The sequence below is a fragment of the Aestuariibaculum scopimerae genome (genome assembly GCF_059428085.1).
In genome coordinates this window covers 2,919,306-2,944,209 of record NZ_CM182089.1, presented here as the reverse complement: position 1 = coordinate 2,944,209, position 24,904 = coordinate 2,919,306, and the positions used below count along the sequence as shown (strand labels likewise).

Genomic DNA, 24,904 nt, shown 5'->3' with positions numbered 1-24,904 from the left:
CATTTTAACATACCAATAGTATATGTATATGTATGTGTATGTTATGCGTTATGCGTTTTGCTTTTTAATTAAGTTTAACGCAGAACCTTCTTTATACCACGCAATTTGCGCATCGTTATAAGTGTGGTTTAATTTAATTGTATCCTTACTACCATCAGCATGTACAACCTCTAAAGTTAATTGCTTATCTGGTGCAAATGCATCTAAATCTAAGAAGTTAAATGTATCGTCTTCTTGAATTAAATCGTAATCGGCTTCATTGTCAAACGTTAATCCTAACATACCCTGTTTTTTAAGGTTTGTTTCGTGAATACGGGCAAATGATTTTACTATAACGGCAGCAACACCTAAGTGTCTAGGTTCCATGGCAGCATGCTCTCTAGAAGACCCCTCTCCATAGTTATGGTCGCCCACTACAATGGTTTTTATACCTTCTTTTTTATATTGACGCTGTACATCTGGTACACCACCATACTCACCAGTCAGTTGATTTTTTACAAAGTTTGTTTTTTGGTTGTATGCATTTACAGCACCTATTAAACAGTTGTTTGAAATATTATCTAAATGACCTCGGAAGCGTAACCATGGTCCCGCCATACTAATATGGTCTGTTGTACATTTACCAAAGGCTTTAATCAATAACTTGGCTCCTGTAATAGAATCGCCTATAGGTTCAAAAGGGGTTAAAAGCTGTAATCTTTCTGAGTCTTCAGCCACTTGTACCGTAACATGGCTACCATCTTCTTCTGGAGCCAGATACCCATTGTCTTTTACTTCAAAACCTTTTGGAGGTAATTCCCATCCTGTTGGTTCATCAAACATAACCTCTTCACCATTTTCACTAATTAATTTATCGGTCATCGGATTAAAATCCAAACGTCCAGAAATAGCAATAGCTGCTGTAAGCTCTGGTGATGCTACAAAAGCGTGCGTATTTGGGTTTCCATCGGCACGTTTAGCGAAGTTTCTATTAAACGAGTGGACTATACTGTTCTTAGGTGCATTTTTAGGATCGCTATAACGTGCCCATTGCCCAATACATGGTCCACATGCATTGGTAAATATTTTGGCATCCAGTTTTTCAAACACATCCAAAATACCATCACGCTCTGCGGTATACCGTACTTGCTCAGAACCAGGATTAATACCCAATTCAGCTTTCATTTTAACGCCTTTATCTATAGCTTGTTGTGCAATGGATGATGCGCGTGATAAATCTTCATAAGATGAATTGGTACACGAACCTATCAATCCCCATTCTACAACAATAGGCCAATCATTAGCTTTGGCCTTTTCGGTCATTTCTTTTCCTGCAGGCGTTGATAAATCTGGTGTAAACGGACCATTTAACAACGGATTCAACTCAGATAAGTTTATTTCAATAAGCTCATCAAAATATTGTTCTGGGTTAGCATACACTTCTGGGTCGGCTGTTAAGTAAGGCCTAACAGCATTTGCTGCATCGGCAACATCTGCTCTATCTGTAGATCTTAAATAACGTTCCATAGAGTCATCGTAACCAAATGTTGAAGTGGTAGCACCAATCTCGGCTCCCATATTACAAATAGTTCCCTTACCTGTACAAGACATAGAGGTTGCTCCAGGTCCAAAATATTCTACAATAGCACCTGTTCCACCTTTTACGGTTAAAATCTCGGCTACTTTTAAGATCACATCTTTTGGTGCCGTCCATCCAGATAGTTTACCTGTTAACTTAACACCTATTAACTTTGGAAACTTCAATTCCCAAGCCATTCCTGCCATCACATCTACAGCATCAGCACCACCAACACCTATGGCTACCATACCCAATCCACCGGCATTAACGGTGTGAGAGTCGGTACCAATCATCATACCACCTGGAAAAGCATAATTTTCCAAGACCACTTGGTGAATAATACCGGCACCCGGCTTCCAGAAACCAATGCCATATTTATTAGAAACAGATTCCAAGAAATCAAATACTTCACTACTTACACTGTTTGCGTGTTTTAAATCGGCTACAGCGCCATCTTTAGCTTGTATTAAGTGATCACAATGTACCGTAGTAGGCACTGCCACTTTTGTTTTACCAGCCTGCATAAATTGTAACAACGCCATTTGAGCTGTGGCATCTTGACATGCAATTCTATCTGGAGCAAAATCTACATAATCTTTACCTCTTACAAACGCCTTCGTTGGGGCTCCATCCCAAAGGTGGTTATACAATATTTTTTCAGAAAGGGTTAATGGTTTTCCTACTACCTCACGTGCCTTATCAACGTTCTCTGCCATTTTGGAGTAAACCCCTTTAATCATGTCAATGTCAAATGCCATATGTTCTATTTTAATTTTTGGTTTTTTAAAAGTTATGCAAATTACAAAATTAATACAAAGTTTTAAAAATAAACCCAGTAATACAATTTGCACTTATATTAATTTGTTATAGTCACATTTTTAATTAATATGATTATATTTTTTTCATAAATTTCTAAGTAAAAATGATTATTTAACAAGCTATTTTTACCTAAAATAAGCTTTTATAGCCATTTTATCCCTTAAATCGGTCATGGGTTTTTCAAAATACCTAAATATAAACCTAGATAACACATAAGTTAACACTAAATAAAATATGGCAAAAACAAGTCGATGGCCAATAGATAGTTTTATAATATCGTGAAACTGCCCCACTAAGTAAAGCATAAATGAATAATGCAACAGGTACATGCTGTAGGAGTATAAACTGATTTTTGTAACTTCATTTTTAAGCTTTTCATACTTCAAATCAACAAAATATAAATATGGAATGGTCAACCCAATCCCAATAGAAAGTAAAGGTAAGCATAACACATTCCAATAAAACGGATAATCTTCAATAGTTATCCCCACTAATGGAAAAATCCCCATAAATACCATAATAGTCATAATCCCCAATACAAGCATTTTTAGTTTGTGCTTCTTTAGTACATCCTTATACTTGTTAAAATAGTAAACAACTATAAACCCATAAAAAATAGCATCCAGTCTATAAACAACAATAGCTTTTAAGTGTAAATTCCACTTTTTTAAGGATTTAAAGTCTTCTGCATATGTTATATGATAGTATACTTTGGTAGCTAAAAATATAGCAACCAGGCAAATGGAAGCCATTAAAAATAGAAGCGATCTATCCGAAACATAGTTGTTCTTAAAACCTTTATAGAACAGCATAATGAATACGGGTGCTAACAAATAAGCATATTCTTCAACCGAAAGGCTCCAGGATTCAGGAAAAAACAAAATATATTCATAAGCAAAGTTCTGTAAAAAAACCACGTATTTCCATAAATCCTTAGGCAAGTTATACCCTGCTATATATGCTATACCAATATTTACCAATAACATCAAAAAATATAGAGGTAGGGTTCTAAACCAACGCCGGACCCAAAAATGTAAGACATGCTTAAATGAAACAGCTTCTAACTGAAATAATTTCATAAGCATCCCACCTATTAAAAAACCACTTAACACAAAAAACACTTCAACCCCCAAAACACCTACCATTTGCATAGCATCGGTAAAGATATTGTTAAAGCTTCCAAAAAAATAACTACAACAATGGGCCAAGACTACCAATACAATGGCAGTAGCCCGCATAACATCTAAACCAAATATCCTATGAGTCATATTCATACACTTCTGGGTATTTTACGGTCTCTTAATTTTAATATGGGAGCTTCAAAATAGCGATAAATGATATGCGACATTATCAAGGTTACCGCAAGGTAGCATAAAACCAACAGGAATCGGTGCCATTTTGATGCAGCAGAAACATCAACAAAATGCTGTATGGTTAACAAGACCAATGAATAATTTGTTAAATAGATGGCATAAGAGCGTTTACTTATATACTCTATAATAGACTTCCATTTATTCTCTTGCTTGAGACTTAAAAAAAACGGAAACACCAAAGCAATACTTATGCATAGCAATTGCAGATACCAAAAGGTAAAAAAGCCCAAGGCCGTTTGCGGTAATAGGTGTTCTACATAAATAACCAAATGAAGCCCCAAAAATAACAACACCCCAAAAAGCAACAACTTATTGCTGTGGTTCTTAAAAAAGTTGGCATAAGATTGCACTAAAAACACCATAATAAAACCTAAATAGATACTATCCATTCTATAGATAACCACTTTTCTAAAAGAAGCACTCCAAGCTTTATAATCTTCAATATGGGCACTTAAAAAATACCATACCTTAAATAGACTCAATAAAACAATTACCAAAAGCGTTACGGCAATAAACACTTTATTTTTGCTGGCATTTTTAAACATTGCAGTGCCTAGATAAATACAGAAGGGCAATAACAAATAAGCATATTCTTCTATAGACAGACTCCAGGCCTCAGTGAAAAAATCAGGATGTTCCCAAGCCAAGTTTTGAACAAAAAAGACATAGAGCATCTGAACTTTAAATACCTTGCCATATAATACAAGTACTAGTAACACATTTAAAAACAAGATTAAAAAGTAATTGGGCAAGGTTCTAAGCCAACGCCTTTTCCAAAACCGCAGTAAATGCGACCATCCTATACCATCATTATACAAACTGTTCAGTAACAACCCTCCTATTAAATAACCACTTAACACAAAAAACAAATCAACGCCCACGGCGCCCATTAAGCGTATGGCATTTAATAGTAAAACGTCCTCTCTATCTGGAAATAACAATAGGGTTATATGAGAAAGCACAACCAGACTTATAGCTATGGCCCGTAAACAGTCTAATCCAAAAATTCTTGTACGTTGCTTTTGCATCAATAGTATTCTAAACGGGTATTAGGGGTTTCTAAATACGTGTTTATATGATTCTGTATTTTATTATAAACCCGGTCTTCAGGATATACCATAACCCGTATCGTGTTACCCGACCATTCATTAAAATCAATGTAGTATTCTCCATTGTACTCTCTAACAAGTTGTTTAATATTAGCGGGCAATCTGTTAGTGTCTTTCTCTTGTGAAAAATACAATCTACAGTACTTTGGCTTAGCCGAAAAATAACTGAATGCCAATAAATGATCATAAAACCCCAAAAAATTAAACAAGGGCAATATAATGGCTACGCAAAAAAACAATAGGCTTTTGGGGGTATTCAGTACAAATACCGCTTTTGCCTTAAAGGGTTTATTGTAAAATAAATAGAATAGGGTAAAAATATTAAATAAGGTTAACGGAAAAACAACATACCCAAAGCCTCCAATAGCAAAAGTGCCTAGAATCATGGCATGCATACATGTAAGTAACCAAATACCCCATTTTCTGGCTTTAGGGAATATCAGCATCAGTCCAAACGAAGCTTCTAAAAAGGGTACAGCATAGGTAAAAAGTTGGCGCATCCAATACGGTACAAATGGTATTTTTTTTGCCAGTCCGTTAGACCAAAATTCAAAAAAATGTGCATTGTATTTATGAATACCGCTCCAAAAATAAGTGCCTATCAAAATTAAAAGTACACATTGTTTAGCAACAACAGGACGCTCTTTAAATTGTGTTAGGGCCAAAACCATAAATATTATTTCAAAATAAAATGGTTGTATCCTGTTTTGGTCCAGCAACGCCCAAAACACATAAATGCCCACAACGGGCAATCCATATATCCAATGAGGCTTTAAAACAAACGCCAGAAACGCCATAAAAAAAACAATCATTAAAGCAATGTCTCCTGCCAAACCTGGTACAGGAAGGTTATCAAAAAGTGGAATTAAAGGGAATAAACGCTCCGAAAACCATACTTGGGGTACCATTATAAATGGTATGGAAAACGATAAAAAAGCAGCCAGCCTAACCCAGAATAGGGTATCGCTTTTAAACCGACTTAATACAACCAGATAATTCATTGACTCCTTTTATAGTACTAAAATAAAAAAATAGTATTTTTAACTATCGTAATAAATATATGACCCTAAAAAAATGGCATAAAATTTCAGTCCTCATTCTTGTGGCAATAAGTACCATTGGCCTAATATACTATTTTAATTTATCTAACAGACACAAAGCTATTGTAAAAACAAGGCTTTTACACTTTTTTAATGTCATAGATTCCAGCTGGGACATTAAAGCGCGTCCTACCAAATTAAACATGGAATCCCCAGCCCTTTTAATTGACAACATTTACAAATCTATGGAGGGCCCTAAGGCTTTTAGATATTTTAATTTTAACCAACCTGAATTGGAATTGTTCTGGATGACGGGATTTCATGTTACCGCTAAAAACAAAGCTAATGAAAGGATTTCCAATGATTTTATATGCCATATGAACATTGACTATATTGATCAGGAACATTATGGACGCTGGAATCTTTTAAACAGAATCAACTCACAATACCCCAGGCTCATCTCATTGTCGCATGGTGTAGAAACCGTTACGTTTCCAAAAGGCTTTGGCGTACCTTTTTTTGGAAATGAGCAGTTCTTTGTAATAACACAAGCTTTAAACCACAATATAACCGATTCTATATTTCAGGTTAAACATGATATTTCCATAGATTTTAGTTCTGAAAAACTAAAATCCTTAATGCCCAGAACCATTTTTATGCAATTGCCCATAGATATGGAGGCTATGGAGGCTGATGCTATTAATAATGTTACCGCCAATGCTTGCATACCTGTTGAAACCAAAAACCATACGTATTATGATAGTAAGGGCCAAATGCTTTCCGGGCACTGGAAAATAAATAAAGGAACGCAAACATTTTCATGTAATGTTACTGAGCAACTGGCACTTACAGATACCCTAAGGTTGCATCAAATTGTGCCCCATTTGCATCCTTTTGCCACACAGTTTAACTTAAGAGATAAAACAACGGATAGCTTGATTTACAATTGCCAAGTTAGTAACCACAAAGACCGTATAGGACTGGCCAAAACCCCATCCTTTTCCAGCGTTGAAGGGGTTCTTTTGTACCCCGACCACGATTATGAAATAACCCTAACAACCCACAATACAACCCCTACACTACAAGATATGATGGCCAGTATGTTCTTGTTTTTTTATGATGGGGAAATGGACACAAAAATTAAAGCCTACCAACATGCCCCTTAAGCCATTTTTTCTACTGCTGTTATTGTGTTGTTCCTGCATAAATAACAAAGAACTCCCCATACTTAGTTATTATATTGCTGATGATGGAAAGAAAGTAGATTATACTATTACGGACTTTGAGTTTACCACTCAAACCAACCATGCTTTTAGTCACCAAAGCACGCTTAATAAAATTTACATTGCCAACTTTTTCTTTACTAAATGCCCTAGCATATGTCCTAAAATGAAGGTTGAATTAACTCAGGTTGCCAACAAATTTAAAGACCATACAGACTTTATGATGGTATCTATAAGCATTGATACCAAAAACGATTCTGTACCAGCGCTACTAACTTATGCCAATACTACCAAAATACCGCATACCAAATGGGTATTTTTAAATGGTACGGATGCAGAAGTAAACCACATGGCACAACTTTTTAGAACCAGCTTTAAGCCCTTAAATAACGGTACAGATTTCTACCACTCGTCATTTGTGGCCTTGGTGGATAAAAAGCAACGGATTAGAGGGTTTTATGATGTGCTAAACAAACAATCCCTCAATAAGTTAATACAGGATATTGGTGTTTTATTAGAATAAACTGCTAATGATTTGCGCTTCAGAAATACCTTCAGCTTCGGCCTTGTAGTTTTTAATAATTCGGTGCCTTAAAATGCTATGCGCTACAGCTTGTACATTTTCCATATCTGGCGAAAACTTACCATGAATGGCTGCATGCGTTTTTGCTGCTAGTATAAGATTTTGTGAAGCTCTGGGCCCAGCACCCCAATCTACATAGTTATTCACCAAATCGCTTGCCGCCGAACTATTGGGTCTTGTTTTGGCCACCATTGCAACAGCATATTCAATAACATTATCTGCCACAGGTATACGGCGTATCAAATGCTGAAAATCAATAATTTGCTGTGCTGTAAACAAGGCACTTACTTTAGCTTGGGCATCTGTTGTTGTAGCTTTTACAACCTCTACTTCTTCTTCAAATGAAGGGTAACCCAGGTTAATGGCAAACATAAAACGGTCTAACTGTGCTTCAGGCAGTGGGTAGGTGCCCTCCTGCTCTATAGGGTTTTGGGTAGCCAGTACAAAATAAGGTAAATCTAATTTATAATGGTGCCCCGCTACCGTAACCGCTCGCTCTTGCATGGCCTCTAACAAAGCGGCCTGTGTTTTAGGCGGTGTACGGTTTATCTCGTCCGCTAAAATAATATTGGCAAAAATGGGCCCTTTAATAAACTTAAAATGTCTGTCTTCATCTAAAATCTCACTCCCCAAAATATCACTGGGCATGAGGTCTGGCGTAAACTGTATACGTTTAAAGTCTAAACCCAAGGTTTGTGCAATGGTATTAACCATTAAGGTTTTTGCTAAACCAGGAACCCCAATCAATAACGAATGGCCTCCTGAAAATATAGAGATAAGTATTTGGTTTACAACTGCTTCTTGGCCAACAATTACTTTGGCTATTTCGGTTTTTAGGTCTTTATACTGCTTAACAAATTGCTCAATAGCTTTCACATCAGACATAGGCGATTATTTTTTTAACCAGTTACTAGCAAAATCACAATCTCTATAAGAACCACTAATTTTTATGTAAGTATCTAAAATCTTTTCTTCTTGCCATTTAGAGATGGTATTAATGCGTTTTTCATCCAAAGCCAATTGTTTTATTTTTAAGTAGTCTCGGGCATAATCGGCTTCGTGTTCATTAATTCTGTCGGTTACCTTTAAAATCTTAAACTTAACTTTTCCTGTTCTGTCTTCTTCTTTTAATACCAAGCTAACTTCATTGTCCTTTAGGTTTTGTATTTGGGTGTACAGTTCTGTATCCATTCGGGTTAGCTCGAAGTTGTAATCTTGGGTCTGTGGGTTTATAAGTTGGCCACCATCGCCACGGGTTTCTTTCTCATCACTGGCTTCTCTAGCAGCATCGGCAAACGAAATTTCACCATTTACTATACGTTGTCTTACTTTTTCCAAACGTTCCCTAGCCTCTTTTACAGCTTCATCCGAAACTTTGGGCGTTAACAATATATGGGCAACATCGTATTCCTGTCCTCTAATTTTTTCACAGTAGATAATATGGTAACCAAAGTCCGTTTCAAAAGGTTCTGATATTTCACCCTCTTGCAACGAAAAAGCCACTTGTCTAAATTCCTTTACCATGCGGGGTTGTTTTCTGTTTAAAACATATTTCCCGCCTTTACTGGCCGATCCTGGGTCTTCTGAGTACAACACAGCTTTAGAACGAAAACTGGCTCCATTTTCAATAATATCGGCCTTAAATTCTTTTAACCGGTTAATAACGCGTTGCTTTTCTTCTTCTGATATTTTGGGCTCTGCCACTATTTGGGCCACCTTTAGCTCGGTTCCAAATGTTGGGCGTTGGTCTTTGGGTATTTTATCAAAAAACTCCCTAACCTCTTCAGGCGTAATTTCAACATCCTCAACGATCTTAGACTGCATTTTGGCAGCCAATTGGTTGGCTTTGTTAATTTCAAACATTTCTTCTCTAAAAGACTTTTCATCTTCTTTATTGTAAAATGCCAAAAGGCGCTCCATAGAACCATTGGTACTTTGCAAAAACTGCTCTATTTGATAATCTACATTGCTTCTAATCTCTGCATCAGATACTTGAATACTATCCTGTATAGCATGGTGGGCATAAAGCTTGTCTTCCAACAATTTACCAAACAGCTCACAACGTTCTATCTCACTAATGTTAACACCCTGTGCCTTTAGCTGTAAATACGATTTATCAACGTCTGAATCTAAAATGATATAATCCCCCACCACAGCGGCAACACCATCTACTTTTTTGGCATCTTGGGGGTTTGTGGGGACTGCTTTCTCTGAGGTTTCTTCCTTAACTTCATCTTCAATTATTTCTTGAGAGATCATAACATTTACACCTAGTAACGTTATGCATAAAACCAATATGTGTTTCAAATTAATCGTAAATTTCAAATTGTTTGTTTTTAATAGCATCTTTAGTAATATCCTTTTCTAATTGTCTAATATGTTCAAGCTTGCGCTTATTGATAACGATTTGGTCTATAGTTGGCTTTACATATTCCAAGGGGGCCGTATCATTTCGCAGCAACACATCATTAATTTGCATCAAATATACTCCTAATGAATCTTTGAGCTGTACAAAATTAGATTTTTTTAACAGTTGATCTTTATTTTCTGAATTAATGACTGGAATTTTATTGACCACCTGGCTTACTTTAATCCAAATAGAATCGTTTAAGGAATAGGATTTAAATTGAATGGATATAGAATCTAATTCGCTTTTGTCTTTTTTGTTATAGCGCTTAAACTTCTTTTCTATATCACTAAAATTATTGATGTTTTCATTTAAATGAATGTACCTAAACTTTATGAGCTCTTCATTTAATTTAAACACATCTTTGTTTAGGTTATAATACGTTTCTGCTTCTTTTATATCTACATTGGTATCTACACTCCTGTTTACCAAAGCCTCTAGGTACGCTTTTGCGTATAGGTCGTTCTTATATTGTTCTGTTAACTTGTTAAATTCGGCTTGCTTGGTTTCATTTAAATTTCGTTTGGCTCCATCTACCAATAATAGCTGGGTAGCCCAACGATTTATAAAATTTTGTACCACCTGAATGCTGTCTTCTTTTGAGGTGTCTTCAGAAACCAAGTCCTTAATATCATCATAATACAAATAGGCCTCGTTTACCCTGGCAATAGGAACACGGTCGTCTGTCTCCTTAAAAAAATTACATGAGGTTGCTGCCAACAGCAGTACCATACTAAAAATATTGAATCGCACTTATTGTTTTTTTAATTGAGCCTTTACCTTTTTTAAAGCTCCTTGATTAATGGTTACTTGATACTTTTTCCGTAACGCTTGCACCCAGTTATCTTCTTTATAAACTTGATAATCGCTAATTACAGAACCTTTGGCTTCTTCAAAGGTTTTTTGCTTTTGGGGCCATATGGATTTTATTTGTACAAGCACAAAGGCATTGTTATGGCGATGTATTTTTGATAGGCCCTCCTTAACTTCCAACCCCTTAGGAAGTGCCTGGTGTGTAACCTCCATAATGTTTGATGTAAAAATAACATCTATGTTATTATCACTATTTACCAATCCTTCAATAACTTTTAATGGCATATCTTGCTCTAATAACTTAGACACTTTTTTAAGTGTTCTTTGGGATGTTGATGATGCCACCACAGCATCAATACGCTCAGGAAGCATATACTTACTTTTATTTGTATTGTAAAAATCCTTTAGGGCTACAGAATCTGCCGCAACTGTATTCCATATGTTTGTTTGCATTAAGTCGAATAGCAACAAACCATCCCTGTATTCCTCTACAATATGGGCAAATGCTTCGTTCTCTTCTTCCAAATGTGCTTCTTGATAGGCAACCAAACGCGTATTTAAAAACGCATCGTAGGCTTGCTTTACTATGTCATCAAACGTATCTCTTCTAGAAATGTTGTGATGGTACTTCACTAAAAAATCACCAAAATCCTTAAAGCTTACTGAATCGTTCCCTAGCTTTAGCAAGGTTTTTTCAGCTTCAAAATCTACTGGCAATTTCCATGTATGTTTAAAATAATCGTCGTTTAATAACTTTGCAAAATAGTCCAGGGCTTTAGGACTTTCGTCCACATGGTATTTTTTTCTCAGTTTGGCATATAAGGCTTTATCTATTAATTTAGAACGGTCGTCGCGTTGCACCTGCTGTTCTAACATGGGTTTCATAACCTCATAAGGGGCAACGGGCTTTTTATTGTAAAGCTTTACTATATGCCAACCATATTCCGTTACAAAAGGTTCGGATATATCACCTAATTGGCTTAAACCAAATGCAACATCTTCAAATACTTTAGAACTTAGCTGACCGCCAGAAAATGGTGCCAACAAGCCACCTTTGGATGCAGAACTAGCATCTTCTGAAAACTGCTTGGCCAAAGTTTCAAAATCTGCTCCCTGCTGTAATTTTTTGTATAAATCCTGTATCTTATCTGCTGGGCTATCAACGGTCACACTATCAGGCTTGTTAAACAGCATGATATGGGCTACGGTTATTTCGCCTCTGGACTTTCTTTTATCCTGTACGTAAACAATGTGATATCCAAAACGGGTTCTAAAAGGCTGCGATATGCTGCCAACAGGCGTATTATAAGCAGCCGTTTCAAACTTATAAACCATTTTAAAGCCTGAAAAATAACCAAGATCTTCTCCAAAAATGGTTTGTCCGTTATGCACTTGGTCCCGCACCGTTTCAAAGCCTTCCTTGGTAGCCCGATCGCGTATTTTTAAAATCTGGTTGTATGCCGCCAAGGTATCTGCTGGGTTTGCATTCTCTGCTACCTTTACTAAAATATGGGTGGCCTTTACATCCTGCGATATTCTATCGTAGGCCTCTTCTATAAGTGCTTCCGAAGCCTTGGTATCTTTCATATAACTGTTAGCCAATTGCTTTTTGTAGTTGCTTAGCTCCCTAATGTAAGACGGTTTGTTTTGAAGCCCTAAAGCCATAGCTTCTTTTAGCTTAAGCTTATAATTGATAAAAAGCTCTAAATAGGCATCTACATCCTTTTGCGATTCGTCTTGAACCAAATCCAGGTTTTTATTATAAACCCTAACAAATTCCGAAACATAGACTGGGGCATCATCTACACTAAAAAGTACTTCTTTATTTGTGTCTTGTGCACTTAACTTTATAAAGCACACTAATAAAACAATTCTTGGCAAATATTTAAAATTCATAGTTCATGAAAATGATGTCGTAACCACAAAAATAGTAAGAACTCTTTTAAAGTTTTGGACTATTGCATAAAAATTTAAGCATTTAAAATTTTAGTACTTGAATCATATCCTGTTGGCCTATTAGATGTTCTTGTAGAATTGATTAATTTTGGATAAAATTCAAAATATGTATTTGGATAATTATATAAAACCCTTGAGAAGGCTTTGTAAAAAAACAAAGTGAAATCACTCTAGGTATTTGGTTCTGTTTTAACAGATAAATTTAACGATGAAAGTGATATTGACCTTGTAGTAGATATAGACTCCACCGATCCCCTTGATTATGCTGATTACTATTTTAATTTGAAATTTGCTTTGCAGGATTTATTGAAACGTCCCATTGATTTACTAGAAAACAAAGCCATAAAAAACCCATACATCCGTCAAAATATTGATAATTCTAAACATTTGATATATGCCCAATAAAAAATCTGCTTTGCGAAGTTTGCAACTTCGTAATTCAATAGCTAATTTACAGTTAATAATGCTGCGAAGTTACAAACTTCGCAGAGCAAAGCTCAATCAATAGACTTTATATATGCGCAAACTTAAATTAATTTGGGACTTTCATGGCCCTAATGCACTACATATTGCTAAACACCATGAAATACACCTCAAAGAATATATTCAAGCAAAACAATTGGATATTTCCATTACCGGGTTTGAAGTCCTAAATAACATGCACGCCACGGCCTATCTGGTTGTAAATGAAAATGCCATGAAACCCATTCGGGATGCCTTAAAACCGCACAGAGGACAGGTTTATGAAAATTAAAAAAGCCTTCCAAAAAAAACAGAAGGCTTTTTAAATCAAACTAACTATCAAGTACTACAGCACCCCTAACCGTACACTTGGGGTACTAACACGCACGCCTGTGCTAATGGTAGATCTTCTTGGGTATCTATTGTAATAGTATCCATCATATCTGTAATAATAAAAGGATGCGTGGTGGTAATAGTAATCACTATGATGACAGTGGTGGTTGCAATGCTCATAGTGTTCTGCATAGGCATCACGCTTACCTTTCATATAGGCTCTATAAGCTTTTCTGTCCTTGCGTTTCAGATTCTTTTCATAGGCTTCTTGCTCCTCCCAAAAAGCTTCTTCCTCAGCTTTGGTTTCTGCTGTAAATTGCTGTTCGTATTTGGCATCTTCCATCGCTCGCTTTTGGTAATATGAAGTCTTGCTTTCTACTTTCGTGTTTTCTTTGTCCTGGGCATATAGGGTGCTTGATACAACGATTACCAATATGCATACTAATGTCTTTCTAAGTTTCATAACTTTAAATTTTATTGTTATTCACTAGTAAGACACCCTTGAGGCATTTTACCCTACGGGGGTTTTAAAAAAAGAGAAAAGAGAGAAGAGAATAGAGAGCGTTTTGGTCCATACCAAAGGTCTAATACAGATCGAGTCTTTTATCTAAAAGCAAAGCGATCTAACATCTAGTAGCGAAGCGATCTAACATCTAGTAGCGAAGCGATCTAACATCTAGTAGCGAAGCGGTCTAACATCTAGTAGCGAAGCGATCTAACATCTAGTAGCGAAGCGATCTAACATCTAGTAGCGAAGCGGTCTAACATCTAGTAGCGAAGCGATCTAACATCTAGTAGCGAAGCGGTCTAACATCTAGTAGCGAAGCGATCTAACATCTAGTAGCGAAGCGGTCTAACATCTAGTAGCGAAGCGATCTAACATCTAGTAGCGAAGCGGTCTAACATCTAGTAGCGAAGCGATCTAACATCTAGTAGCGAAGCGGTCTAACATCTAGTAGCGAAGCGATCTAACATCTAGTAGCGAAGCGGTCTAACATCTAGTAGCGAAGCGATCTAACATCTAGTAGCGAAGCGGTCTAACATCTAGTAGCGAAGCGATCTAACATCTAGTAGCGAAGCGGTCTAACATCTAGTAGCGAAGCGATCTAACATCTAGTAGCGAAGCGGTCTAACATCTAGTAGCGAAGCGATCTAACATCTAGTAGCGAAGCGGTCTAACATCTAGTAGCGAAGCGATCTAACATCTAGTAGCGAAGCGGTCTAACATCTAGTAGCGAAGCGATCTAACATCTAGTAGCGAAGCGGTCTAACATCTAGTAGCGAAGCGATCTAACATCTAGTAGCGAAGCGGTCTAACATCTAGTAGCGAAGCGATCTAACATCTAGTAGCGAAGCGGTCTAACATCTAGTAGCGAAGCGATCTAACATCTAGTAGCGAAGCGGTCTAACATCTAGTAGCGAAGCGATCTAACATCTAGTAGCGAAGCGGTCTAACATCTAGTAGCGAAGCGATCTAACATCTAGTAGCGAAGCGGTCTAACATCTAGTAGCGAAGCGATCTAACATCTAGTAGCGAAGCGGTCTAACATCTAGTAGCGAAGCGATCTAACATCTAGTAGCGAAGCGGTCTAACATCTAGTAGCGAAGCGATCTAACATCTAGTAGCGAAGCGGTCTAACATCTAGTAGCGAAGCGATCTAACATCTAGTAGCGAAGCGGTCTAACATCTAGTAGCGAAGCGATCTAACATCTAGTAGCGAAGCGGTCTAACATACAATCTTATTTCCCCCCAATGGCCTGTAAATCGGCAATACATTGTGCGTCTAATTGTGGAGCACTAGCCCCTGCCATGTTAGAAAGTCCAGATCCTGTTGCGGTTGTCCAATGCATTAAACAACTTTCAACATTGCAATGGTTAGAGTGTTCTGTATCTTCATGGTCGGTTTGCATAGGGGTGCCAAAGTTTGTTAAACCCAGAATATGGCAAAATTCATGGGTAATAACCGTAGTTTCCAATAAGTTTCTATTGGGTTCTAAGGGCGAATTGCTTAAACCTTGAATGGTTTTTTCAAAGATAACAAAGGAGGTGTTTCTATAGGCGGTTCCTAAAACCACTTTGTCGTTGGTATCTTTATCAGACTTCCCGTCTGTAAAAAACACCCATACGGCAATAGTGCTTTCGGTATTATATTGTGTTCTGTTGGCGTCTTCTATATCTCTAATGGACTCTAAAGAATACGCTGTATTTCCTGGAGATGCAATGGCTCTTTTTTGAATGGTTATCCCGTTGGGCTTATAAGCTCGGGCTTCTATAAAAGCCTTAAAATTATCCAGTGCTGTTTGCGTAGGCCCAAAACCTTCTACATATACGGCTTCTATAACCATGCTTTTAAACGTGATATCCGTTAAAAGGTCGGCTCCCGAAGTTCCTGTTGTTTTTTTATTAGCTAAGGTGATATCGGCGTTATCACCTCCGTTACCCATATCATCTCTGGTACAGGCACTTATAAATAGGATTAATAGCAGTAAGGGGATATATTTTATTTTCATTTGATTTGGATTCAAGGATTCAAATATACAAAGATTAAAAAATTTAATTTTAAAAGCATCTAAATGTATTTCAATTGTCAGGCTGACATCATTATAACTTTTAAACTTATACTAATAATACAGCCGTCAAAGTATTTTTTGACGGCTGCACCTAACCTAACCATAAGTAGCAGATGGCTATCTAGTTTTTTAAACCTTATTTAAAACTAGAGTTACAGCAGCATCTGTACTGCTTTTAAGGGAAATGGAATTTTCGGTGTAATTCGTTACTTCCCATGTACTATTTAGCAATTGAAATGTGGCATTGTTACTAAACATGATAGTTACAAACACCTCTGTTTCTGAGGCTACTTCATAAGTACCTTCCACATCACTAGCTAATGCATTTACTATATTAATGGCTTTACAAGTAAAGTCGTTTGCAAATTCTATGGTATAGTCGGCATAATCATTAGCCTTGTCTACGCCAGCATTTACAAAAGATTGCACTTTAAATGTGCTTTCTGCCATAATGGTTTTAATGGTTTCGGCATCTTCTTTGGCTTCATCCATTATAGCGTCTTGGGCCAAACATTCGCTAATTTTACTTTTTAAATCCATATCACTTGTAATCTCAACAACCGTTTCGCTGTTTAGGGTCGCGGTAATGGGGTAGTTAATACCAAACTTATCGTCTTCGTCCAAATTGTTAATGTAGCCATACAATTGCTGTTCAGACTCAATAATAACACTTCCTGTTTGTTCTAAGTTTAAACTATAAGTTAAAATGGTTATAGGAAAATCGATCTCCAGACAGCTTATAGCGTCTTCTGCTTGGTTTTCAGCCTCAACACAGGCATCTAAAAGGGCATCATACTCGGTTTGATTAGCAACTTCCACTTCGGTATAGTTACTTAATTTAACCGTTAATGGAAATTGCAAGATTACCTCATCGTTATCATTACTAAATTCTCCAAGAATATTGGTAACCAATGTATAATCTACCTGGCTAAGCAAATTCACCTCAATACCGTTTACTGTGGCGGTAGCAGGTAATACGATAGAAGCACAAGAAAGTCCATCTAAAAAGTCATCAAAACTACCATCGTACATAGAAGTACGTTCTAAATTACTGGCGGTTTCAGAGTTTGCCGAATTGGTGTTCGGGTTTTGTCCGTTTTCATTATCAATTTCATCTTGACAAGATGTTAGTGTTAAAATTGATATGAATACTAATGTTGTAAATAATTTTAAAGTTTTCATGATATTCTGTTTTTTTAGGGTTTATATTAAACGTTTCTTTTTCACAGCGATTGTTTCGCTTTTCTGTCCTTAAGACTCCTACACCCTAATTTACCCTACGGTTTTTTTATTTTTTTTTAACCCAAATTACGTTTTACGCTGATTTACAGACATATACACCTATTTAAAGCATGCTGTTTTTTTTTGTTTTACCTCTGTGTGCATACATCTCTAAAAGTGCCACAAACCTGCCTTGCCTGCAGGCAGATACACAAATAACTTCTTGGTAGGTTACGCCAAAGATGTGGAAAACCGTATAAAAAAACCAAAGATTCGTGTACCTGTCCGTCCGGCAGGCGGGTTCGTGGCTATTATTGTTTCCAAAATATTTATTCCTATTTTTGTGACAAATCTACAGGATATAAGTAATTTATGAACACCCCTAAACATAAACTTTGCGAAGAATCACATTTTAACGCTTTTTATTTAGAACATATACAAGCTGTAAATAATTTTGCTTTTTATAAATGTGGCGACCATGCTGCTGCGTTAGATTATGTGCAGGATGCCTTTGCCAAAATATGGGAAAACTGTTCTAAAATAGACTTTAATAAGGCTAAGACCTATTTATTTACTACGGTTAATAATTTGTTTTTAAATGCCATGCGCCACCAAAAGGTCGTTTTTAATTATGCCAAGGAAGCACCTTATATGGATAAAACAAATTTAAGTCCCGAGTACGTAATGCAAGAAGAAGAGTTTAAAGAAAAGCTTAATGCAGCGATTGCAGATTTAAGTGATGACCAACGTGAAATTTTTCTGTTAAACAGAATTGAAGATAAAAAATATAGAGAAATTGCCGAAATGCTTGATATATCACAAAAAACGGTAGAAAAAAAGATGTCTGCCGCCCTTAAAATACTGAGAAATAAGTTAGAAGGCGTAACGATTTAGGATTTAGCGTAGGGTAAATTAGGGTGTAGGTGTCTTAGTAGTGAAAAGTGAAAAACTAAAAACGAAAAGCCTGCCTGCCGAAAAGGCAGGTGAAAAACTAAAAACGAAAAGTGAGCAAGGAAAAAGACATATTAAAATGGTTTGAAGGCCAGCTTTCTACAGAAACCATGAAGCAACGGTATCCTGAAGAAGATTTTAAGGCCCTTGAAAAGCTAGGCTTTTATGCCAAGCAAATAGCGGTGCCTAAAGTGGATGCCCAACAAGCCTTGGCCGATTTTAAAACACGCTCGCTTAAAAAGACAGCCCCAAAAGTTATCCCATTAAACGCTAGATCGTTTTTAAAGATAGCCGCTATGTTGGCAATTCTACTTACGGCTTCTTATTTTGTGTTCTTTAACAATACAAAATCTTATACTACCGCAGTAGCACAAACGGAGACTTTTAACCTCCCCGACCAATCGGAAGTGATATTGAATGCTGCCTCTCAACTAGACTTTAACAAAAAGGATTGGAAACGCCGCAGGCGCTTGCGCTTGGTAGGCGAAGCCTTCTTTAAGGTTACCAAGGGAAGTACTTTTACAGTAAATACCAGTGCCGGTACTGTACAAGTTGTAGGTACGCAATTTAACGTAAAGGAACGTGACAAGTACTTTGAAGTGCAATGCTATGAGGGGGCTGTTAAGGTGACTTATAACAACAAAGAAACGCTATTAACACCCGGTAAAGCCTTTAGGGTAGTAAATGGTGCCGTGGTTTTGGTAAATGATTTTAATGCCGCTAGTCCTTCATGGCTAACCAAAGAGTCTTCTTTTGATAATGTTCCGCTTTGGCAAGTAATTAACGAACTGGAAATACAGTACGGCCTAACCATCGATGCTTCAAAAGTTGATGTGTCTAAACCATTTTCAGGAAGTTTTACACACACCGATAAAAATATAGCTTTACAAGCTGTTACTATTCCATTAAAGCTTAGCTATAAAATAAATGGTAACAACGTACAGTTTTATAACTATGAATAGTACAAAGATACTGGTTGCTTGTTTGTTATGCATTAACACAGCCTTGGGGTTACAAACGCAAGAAGGCATACCCCTATTGGAGGCTATGCAAGGTATTGAGGCTAAGTTTAATGTTAAGTTTTCCTATTCTTTAAATGATGTTAACGGCATTTTGGTAACTGCCCCCAGTGAAACGGCTACACTGCAAGAAGCTATACAGGCACTTAACGACGGTACCCTACTGAATTTTAAATTTTTGGATGCACGGTACATTACTGTATCTACTATAAACAAAACCATTACCATTTGTGGTACCCTACTTGCTACTACCAATAATACCCCCTTGGTAGGGGCATCTGTACTAATAGCTAATACAACCAAGGGCGCTATTACCGATGTAAACGGCCATTTTGAACTGACAGGTGTGGGCATTGACCAAACCTTAATCATATCGTTTTTGGGCTATGAAACACTTACATTAAATGCCAAAGACCTATGGTTCAATAAAACTTGTAAAACACTGGTTATGGCAGAGCAGCAAGAAGCCCTTAATCTTATATTAATATCTAAGTTTTTAACTACGGGGCTCCAAAAGAAGCTTGATGGAAGTACGGTTTTAAATACAGAGCAATTTGGAATCTTGCCTGGCTTAACCGACCCAGACATCCTGCAGTCTATACAAGCCCTACCCGGTGTGGAAAGTGTTAACGAAAGCATTGCCAACATTAATGTTAGGGGTGGCACGAACGATCAAAACCTGATCTTGTGGGATGGTATTAAAATGTACCATTCAGGACATTTCTTCGGTCTTATTTCAGCATACAACCCTAATTTAACCAACAAGGTGGAAGTAACTAAAAATGGTACGCCCAGTGAATTTAGCGACGGGGTGTCCAGTACCATAAATATGTTTACTAAAAATGATATCGGGGAAAGTTTTACTGGTGGTATTGGGGCCAATCTTATTCATGCCGATGCCTTTCTGGAAATTCCCCTTAGTAAAAAATTGGCCATACATGTGTCGGGCCGCCGCTCGTTTACAGACCTAGTGACGTCGCCAACCTATGATAATTATTTTGAGCGTAGTTTTCAAGACAGTGAAATAACCACCAATAGCGATAATATTAGTGAGAGCAACCGGGCATCAGAATTTTATTTTTACGACTATACGGCTAAGTTATTGTTCGACCTCAACGACCACCATACTTTTAGGGTTAACTTTATTGGTATTAACAATAATCTGGATTACAAAGAAAGTTACACGAATAGTAATGATGAAACAGAATCTAAAACCAGTAATTTAAGACAGAAAAACTTAGGGGCTGGCGCCAGTTGGCATGCGCAATGGCACTCTAGGCTAACTATGGATGTGAATGCGTTTTATTCTAAATACAATGTGGATGCTACAGATTACAGAATTGAAACTGACCAAAAATTAACCCAGGCCAATGAGGTAATAGAAACGGGTATTAAGCTTAAAACCCAATTAAAAATAAACAACACCCTTAACCTTATAAACGGTTACCAGTTTAGCGAGTTGGGTATTTTAAATGAAACTACAGTAAGTGCGCCATCTTATGATAAAACCAAAAAGAGCGTATTGCTTAATCATGCCCTGTTTAGTGAGTTGGAATACAAAGAAAACGGTACTTATTTAAGATTGGGGTTGCGGGGCAACTACTTTCAAAAGTTCAGCAAATTTATTATAGAACCTCGGTTAAACTTTAGGCAAAAGCTAAGCAATCTATTTGCCTTAAAGCTGCAAGGGGAATTTAAAAACCAATCGGCTACCCAAATTATAGATTTTCAAGACGATTTTCTTGGGGTTGAGAACCGCCGTTGGATTTTGGCCAACGAGGAAACCATCCCCATATCAAAAAGTAAGCAAGGATCTTTTGGGTTTGAATTTAACCACAACAATCTACTTATTGATCTTGAGGGCTTTTATAAGGTTGTAGATGGCATTACTGTTTCTAATCAAGGATTTTATAACAACTTTCAATATTTGGATGCTACGGGCAGCTATACGGCTAAAGGCGTGGAGTTTTTAATTAACAAAACCGCACAAACCTATAGTACTTGGCTAAGTTACACTTACAGTGTTAACGATTATGAGTTTAAAAGTTTAACACCGTCGGTATTTCCCAATAATGTAGACATCAGGCATTCGGCATCGTTTGCATTTAATTATAATGTTTTACAAAATTTAGAAGTATCGTTGGGCAGTATTTGGCGTTCGGGACAACCCTATACAAAACCTGTTGCAGGTAATGAGACTATACAGGACGGTAATAATACAGTGGTAAATTACGATACCCCAAATAGCGAAAATTTAGATGATTTTATGAGACTGGATGCATCGTTAAAATACAGTTTTAATGTATCCGAAAAAACGCGTGGGTCTTTAACCGCAGGAGTTATCAATTTAACGGATAAAAAAAATACCATCAATCGCTATTATGAAGTGGACCCTGAAGACTCCAACCGTGCGATTGAAATTGACAATCTGTCCATTGGTCTTACACCCAATATTAGTTTTCGAATTAAGTTTTAGGGCTTACGCGTAAAGCACTACATAGGCATCACGCGTTTACTCCTTACGTATGCATGACTCCATCCTTACTATGTTATGACTCCGGACATACTAGGTACCGATTTAAATATACTAGTATAATTACATAAAAAATACTAGTATATTTTTAAGTTTATACTAGTATATTTTTTAAGAAATACTACAATAATTTGGAAACATTGGGAAAGTACCTAAAACATTAGGTGTATCTTAAATATACGAAATTTATTTCAAATTTCATATACAATCTGTATTTTTAGGACCACAAATTATAAAATTACAAACATGTCCTTACGCTACCGAATCACAAGACGAAAAAATACCATTGGCAACCAAAAAAAGACGCAATACATCATGCAAGCTGTTAGCAGAGGTGTAGTGACTATTGATGATATTTGCGAAGAAATTAGTAGAGAATGTTCTTTAACCTCCATAGATGTTAAGTTTGCCCTGCACGCCATGGCTGATAAACTGCAGCAACATTTAGAAGAAGGCAAGATTGTAGACCTAGATAATCTTGGGAAATTTAAAATCGGTTTTAAATGTAAAGCCGAATCTAATCCAGAGAACCTGTCCGTTAAGAAAAGTATTAAGAAATTCCATTTGAATTTTCAACCGTCTACAAAGATTAAAAAATGGTTGAAATTAGGATTTAAAGTATATAAAGAAGGGAGTCGATCCTATCGTTAAGCTCCCTTCTTTTATTTTGCATTATTATCTGGAATAATTAGGCGATTCTTTGGTAATGGTCACATCGTGTGGGTGACTCTCATTAATACCGCTGGAAGTAATCTTAATGAATTGTCCGTTTTCTTTCAAAGCTTCAATATCCTTAGCACCACAGTACCCCATACCAGCACGTAAGCCGCCTATAAATTGGTGGATGCTTTCGTAAAGATCACCTTTGTACGGTACACGACCTACAATCCCTTCCGGAACCAGTTTCTTAATATCGTCCTCAACATCTTGGAAATAACGGTCTTTACTACCTTCTTTCATAGCTTCTACAGAACCCATACCACGATAGGACTTAAACTTTCGGCCTTCATATATAATGGTTTCCCCCGGCGATTCTTTGGTACCTGCTAACAAAGATCCTAACATCACACAATCGGCACCTGCTGCTATGGCTTTAGGGATATCGCCTGTATAGCGAATACCGCCATCGGCTATTACTGGTACACCAGAGCCTTTAATGGCTGCAGCTACTTCCAATACGGCTGAAAACTGTGGAAACCCGACACCTGCAACCACACGCGTGGTACAAATAGACCCTGGGCCTATGCCCACTTTAACCGCATCGGCACCGGCTTCTACTAAATACTTGGCAGCAGTACCTGTTGCAATATTACCAACAATAACGTCTAACTCCGGAAACTTAGCCTTTATAGCTTTTAACACCCCTACCACACCTTTGGTATGGCCATGTGCTGTATCAATTACTACGGCATCTACACCCGCGTTTACAAGCGCTTCGGCACGGTCCACCGCATCGGCAGTAACACCAATGGCTGCGGCTACGCGTAAACGTCCGTATTCATCTTTGTTGGCAAAAGGTTTCTGGCTCAACTTCGTAATATCTCTAAACGTAATTAATCCGGAAAGTTTATAGTCATCATCTACAATGAGTAACTTTTCTATTTTATGTTGTTGAAGAATGATCTCTGCATCTTTTAACGACGTTCCAACACCTGCGGTTACTAAATTTTCACTGGTCATAACCTCAGCGATAGGACGCTTTTTATCATGCTCAAAACGTAAATCACGATTGGTAACAATACCCTTTAAGGTACCTGCTTCGTCTACAATGGGAATACCCCCAATGCTGTGTTCGGCCATGTTCATTTTGGCATCTAGTACGGTAGCTGTTAATGGTAAGGTTACGGGATCTATAATCATACCACTTTCGGCACGTTTTACGCGTCTTACCTTAAGGGCCTGCGCCTCAATGGTCATGTTTTTATGCAATACACCTATGCCACCCTCGCGCGCCATGGCAATGGCCATTTTGCTTTCAGTAACAGTATCCATAGCTGCTGAAATAATCGGGACATTAATGGTGATATTACGTGTAAACTTTGTTTGAATATTAACCTCGCGTGGAAGTACTTCTGAGAATGCTGGAACTAAAAGAACATCGTCGTAGGTTAGCCCTTCTCCTAGTATTTTATTTTGATGTGCAGTCATGATGCAATTACGTTATAATTGCGTGCAAATTTACACTTTTTTTCGTTTTAAAACGCAAATTAAAAGCATTATTTAAAGCTGTTTTCACAATAGGGCTTTAAGACTTCCATGGCATACTTAAATCTGGATGCTACATTAGATAAATCTCCTTTAAACATGAGATCTTTGGGAACAAACCAAGCATAAATAAATTTTCGTTTGGCGATGTTTTCCAATTTCTTTAGGCTCCTACGATCCATTTTATCATAAATAGGCGCAATCCACACGTATTGTTCCTGATGTATAATGTAGCGATCCCATGTCTTAGCTGCGTTACCCGTTAAGGGGGCTTCTAGATTATATGCAGACTTAAGCATTGGAAAAGCATGGTTAAACACCGATACACTTCCCAACCTAGCATAATGCAATGCACTTTTACTGGAAAACAAAACATAAGGAAAGGTTTCTACCAAATGCAATTTACTCGAAATAAAATAAGCCATTTTTACCCAAACAATATCATGGCCCTTGTTTTCTAAGACTTCGTTTAGCCACTTATAAAAATCGCGGCGCTCTTTAATGCGTTGATACGCTTCTGGTAGGTTATTATTTAGGTTGTAACGATTTGCGTTTTGCCATACTAAGGTGTTATGCACTCTATCAAATTTTAACCAATCTGATGGAGAAAGTTTTTGTTGTTTTGTTGCTTTTTGATAGGCGCCCAAGCTTTTCCATTCCTTGGCATACATGGAAACACTTAAAATTATTGTTAATAAAAAGCAATACGGTTTCATACTCATTAAAAA

At 37.1% G+C, this 24,904-nt stretch carries 21 protein-coding genes; 8 read left to right on the top strand and 13 right to left on the bottom strand.

Going from position 1 to position 24,904, the window contains the following annotated elements:
* Window positions 1-48 precede the first annotated feature (48 nt).
* The 4 genes from AC5SR4_RS12815 to AC5SR4_RS12800 all read right to left on the bottom strand — a co-directional run bounded on the left by AC5SR4_RS12815 (window position 49) and on the right by AC5SR4_RS12800 (window position 5,860).
* The gene (locus AC5SR4_RS12815; RefSeq protein ID WP_495356670.1) at window positions 49-2,316 is read right to left on the bottom strand and encodes an aconitate hydratase; all 2,268 of its coding nucleotides are present in this window, start codon (window positions 2,314-2,316) and stop codon (window positions 49-51) included.
* Window positions 2,317-2,502: 186 nt separating this feature from the next.
* Entirely contained in the window at window positions 2,503-3,651 is a 1,149-nt protein-coding gene (locus AC5SR4_RS12810) for an acyltransferase family protein (RefSeq protein WP_495356669.1), read from the bottom strand.
* Window positions 3,648-4,778 (bottom strand): acyltransferase family protein, encoded by a 1,131-nt coding sequence (locus AC5SR4_RS12805; RefSeq protein ID WP_495356668.1) that lies wholly within the window; start codon window positions 4,776-4,778, stop codon window positions 3,648-3,650. Before AC5SR4_RS12805 ends, AC5SR4_RS12810 begins: the two co-directional genes overlap by 4 nt.
* Entirely contained in the window at window positions 4,778-5,860 is a 1,083-nt protein-coding gene (locus tag AC5SR4_RS12800) for a MauE/DoxX family redox-associated membrane protein (RefSeq protein ID WP_495356667.1), read from the bottom strand. The genes AC5SR4_RS12805 and AC5SR4_RS12800 overlap by 1 nt, the downstream gene beginning before the upstream one ends.
* Window positions 5,861-6,102: 242 nt before the next feature.
* Between AC5SR4_RS12800 and AC5SR4_RS12795 the strand changes: the two genes are divergently transcribed.
* Together AC5SR4_RS12795 and AC5SR4_RS12790 are read left to right on the top strand one after the other, a co-directional pair.
* Window positions 6,103-7,065 carry a hypothetical protein gene (locus AC5SR4_RS12795; protein WP_495356666.1) on the top strand — a complete coding sequence of 321 codons (963 nt, stop codon included), beginning with the start codon at window positions 6,103-6,105 and terminating at the stop codon, window positions 7,063-7,065.
* Window positions 7,055-7,645: an SCO family protein gene (locus AC5SR4_RS12790; protein ID WP_495356665.1), complete on the top strand. Its 591-nt coding sequence runs from the start codon at window positions 7,055-7,057 to the stop codon at window positions 7,643-7,645. Before AC5SR4_RS12795 ends, AC5SR4_RS12790 begins: the two co-directional genes overlap by 11 nt.
* Here the strand turns inward: AC5SR4_RS12790 and AC5SR4_RS12785 are convergent.
* From AC5SR4_RS12785 to AC5SR4_RS12770, 4 genes are read right to left on the bottom strand one after another with little or no spacing between them, the layout of a single operon-like run.
* Window positions 7,637-8,590 (bottom strand): AAA family ATPase, encoded by a 954-nt coding sequence (locus AC5SR4_RS12785; RefSeq protein ID WP_495356664.1) that lies wholly within the window; start codon window positions 8,588-8,590, stop codon window positions 7,637-7,639. The two genes, AC5SR4_RS12790 and AC5SR4_RS12785, sit on opposite strands and share 9 nt — an antisense overlap.
* Window positions 8,591-8,596: 6 nt before the next feature.
* Entirely contained in the window at window positions 8,597-10,051 is a 1,455-nt protein-coding gene (locus AC5SR4_RS12780; protein ID WP_495356663.1) for a peptidylprolyl isomerase, read from the bottom strand.
* Window positions 10,014-10,865, bottom strand: coding sequence for a peptidyl-prolyl cis-trans isomerase (locus tag AC5SR4_RS12775; RefSeq protein WP_495356662.1), 852 nt, complete (start codon window positions 10,863-10,865; stop codon window positions 10,014-10,016). Before AC5SR4_RS12775 ends, AC5SR4_RS12780 begins: the two co-directional genes overlap by 38 nt.
* Window positions 10,866-12,821 (bottom strand): peptidylprolyl isomerase, encoded by a 1,956-nt coding sequence (locus AC5SR4_RS12770; protein WP_495356661.1) that lies wholly within the window; start codon window positions 12,819-12,821, stop codon window positions 10,866-10,868.
* A gap of 279 nt (window positions 12,822-13,100) precedes the next feature.
* Here AC5SR4_RS12770 and AC5SR4_RS12765 point away from each other — a divergent pair, with 279 nt between their 5' ends.
* Window positions 13,101-13,286: a hypothetical protein gene (locus AC5SR4_RS12765; protein WP_495359187.1), complete on the top strand. Its 186-nt coding sequence runs from the start codon at window positions 13,101-13,103 to the stop codon at window positions 13,284-13,286.
* 112 nt (window positions 13,287-13,398) lie between these two features.
* Window positions 13,399-13,635, top strand: coding sequence for a hypothetical protein (locus tag AC5SR4_RS12760; protein WP_495356660.1), 237 nt, complete (start codon window positions 13,399-13,401; stop codon window positions 13,633-13,635).
* 54 nt (window positions 13,636-13,689) lie between these two features.
* Here the strand turns inward: AC5SR4_RS12760 and AC5SR4_RS12755 are convergent, their stop codons facing one another.
* From AC5SR4_RS12755 to AC5SR4_RS12745, 3 genes are all read right to left on the bottom strand, one after another.
* Window positions 13,690-14,139 (bottom strand): hypothetical protein, encoded by a 450-nt coding sequence (locus AC5SR4_RS12755; RefSeq protein ID WP_495356659.1) that lies wholly within the window; start codon window positions 14,137-14,139, stop codon window positions 13,690-13,692.
* 1,277 nt (window positions 14,140-15,416) lie between these two features.
* Complete coding sequence (locus AC5SR4_RS12750; protein WP_495356658.1) at window positions 15,417-16,187, bottom strand: membrane metalloprotease; 771 nt, start codon at window positions 16,185-16,187, stop codon at window positions 15,417-15,419.
* 189 nt (window positions 16,188-16,376) lie between these two features.
* Window positions 16,377-17,429 (bottom strand): hypothetical protein, encoded by a 1,053-nt coding sequence (locus tag AC5SR4_RS12745; protein ID WP_495356657.1) that lies wholly within the window; start codon window positions 17,427-17,429, stop codon window positions 16,377-16,379.
* Between the two features lie 411 nt (window positions 17,430-17,840).
* On the opposite strand from AC5SR4_RS12745, the gene AC5SR4_RS12740 reads away from it, so the two are divergent.
* From AC5SR4_RS12740 to AC5SR4_RS12725, 4 genes are all read left to right on the top strand, one after another.
* Window positions 17,841-18,362 carry an RNA polymerase sigma factor gene (locus tag AC5SR4_RS12740; RefSeq protein WP_495356656.1) on the top strand — a complete coding sequence of 174 codons (522 nt, stop codon included), beginning with the start codon at window positions 17,841-17,843 and terminating at the stop codon, window positions 18,360-18,362.
* A 110-nt stretch (window positions 18,363-18,472) separates the two neighbouring features.
* Entirely contained in the window at window positions 18,473-19,381 is a 909-nt protein-coding gene (locus tag AC5SR4_RS12735) for a FecR family protein (RefSeq protein ID WP_495356655.1), read from the top strand.
* Window positions 19,374-21,914: a TonB-dependent receptor plug domain-containing protein gene (locus AC5SR4_RS12730; RefSeq protein WP_495356654.1), complete on the top strand. Its 2,541-nt coding sequence runs from the start codon at window positions 19,374-19,376 to the stop codon at window positions 21,912-21,914. Before AC5SR4_RS12735 ends, AC5SR4_RS12730 begins: the two co-directional genes overlap by 8 nt.
* A 303-nt stretch (window positions 21,915-22,217) precedes the next feature.
* Entirely contained in the window at window positions 22,218-22,622 is a 405-nt protein-coding gene (locus AC5SR4_RS12725; protein WP_495356653.1) for an HU family DNA-binding protein, read from the top strand.
* 24 nt (window positions 22,623-22,646) lie between these two features.
* Here AC5SR4_RS12725 and guaB read toward each other — a convergent pair whose 3' ends face one another.
* On the bottom strand, window positions 22,647-24,119 hold the full coding sequence (guaB, locus tag AC5SR4_RS12720) for an IMP dehydrogenase (protein ID WP_495356652.1): 1,473 nt from the start codon (window positions 24,117-24,119) through the stop codon (window positions 22,647-22,649).
* A 68-nt stretch (window positions 24,120-24,187) separates the two neighbouring features.
* Window positions 24,188-24,892 carry an Insecticidal toxin complex protein gene (locus AC5SR4_RS12715; protein ID WP_495356651.1) on the bottom strand — a complete coding sequence of 235 codons (705 nt, stop codon included), beginning with the start codon at window positions 24,890-24,892 and terminating at the stop codon, window positions 24,188-24,190.
* Window positions 24,893-24,904 lie beyond the last annotated feature (12 nt).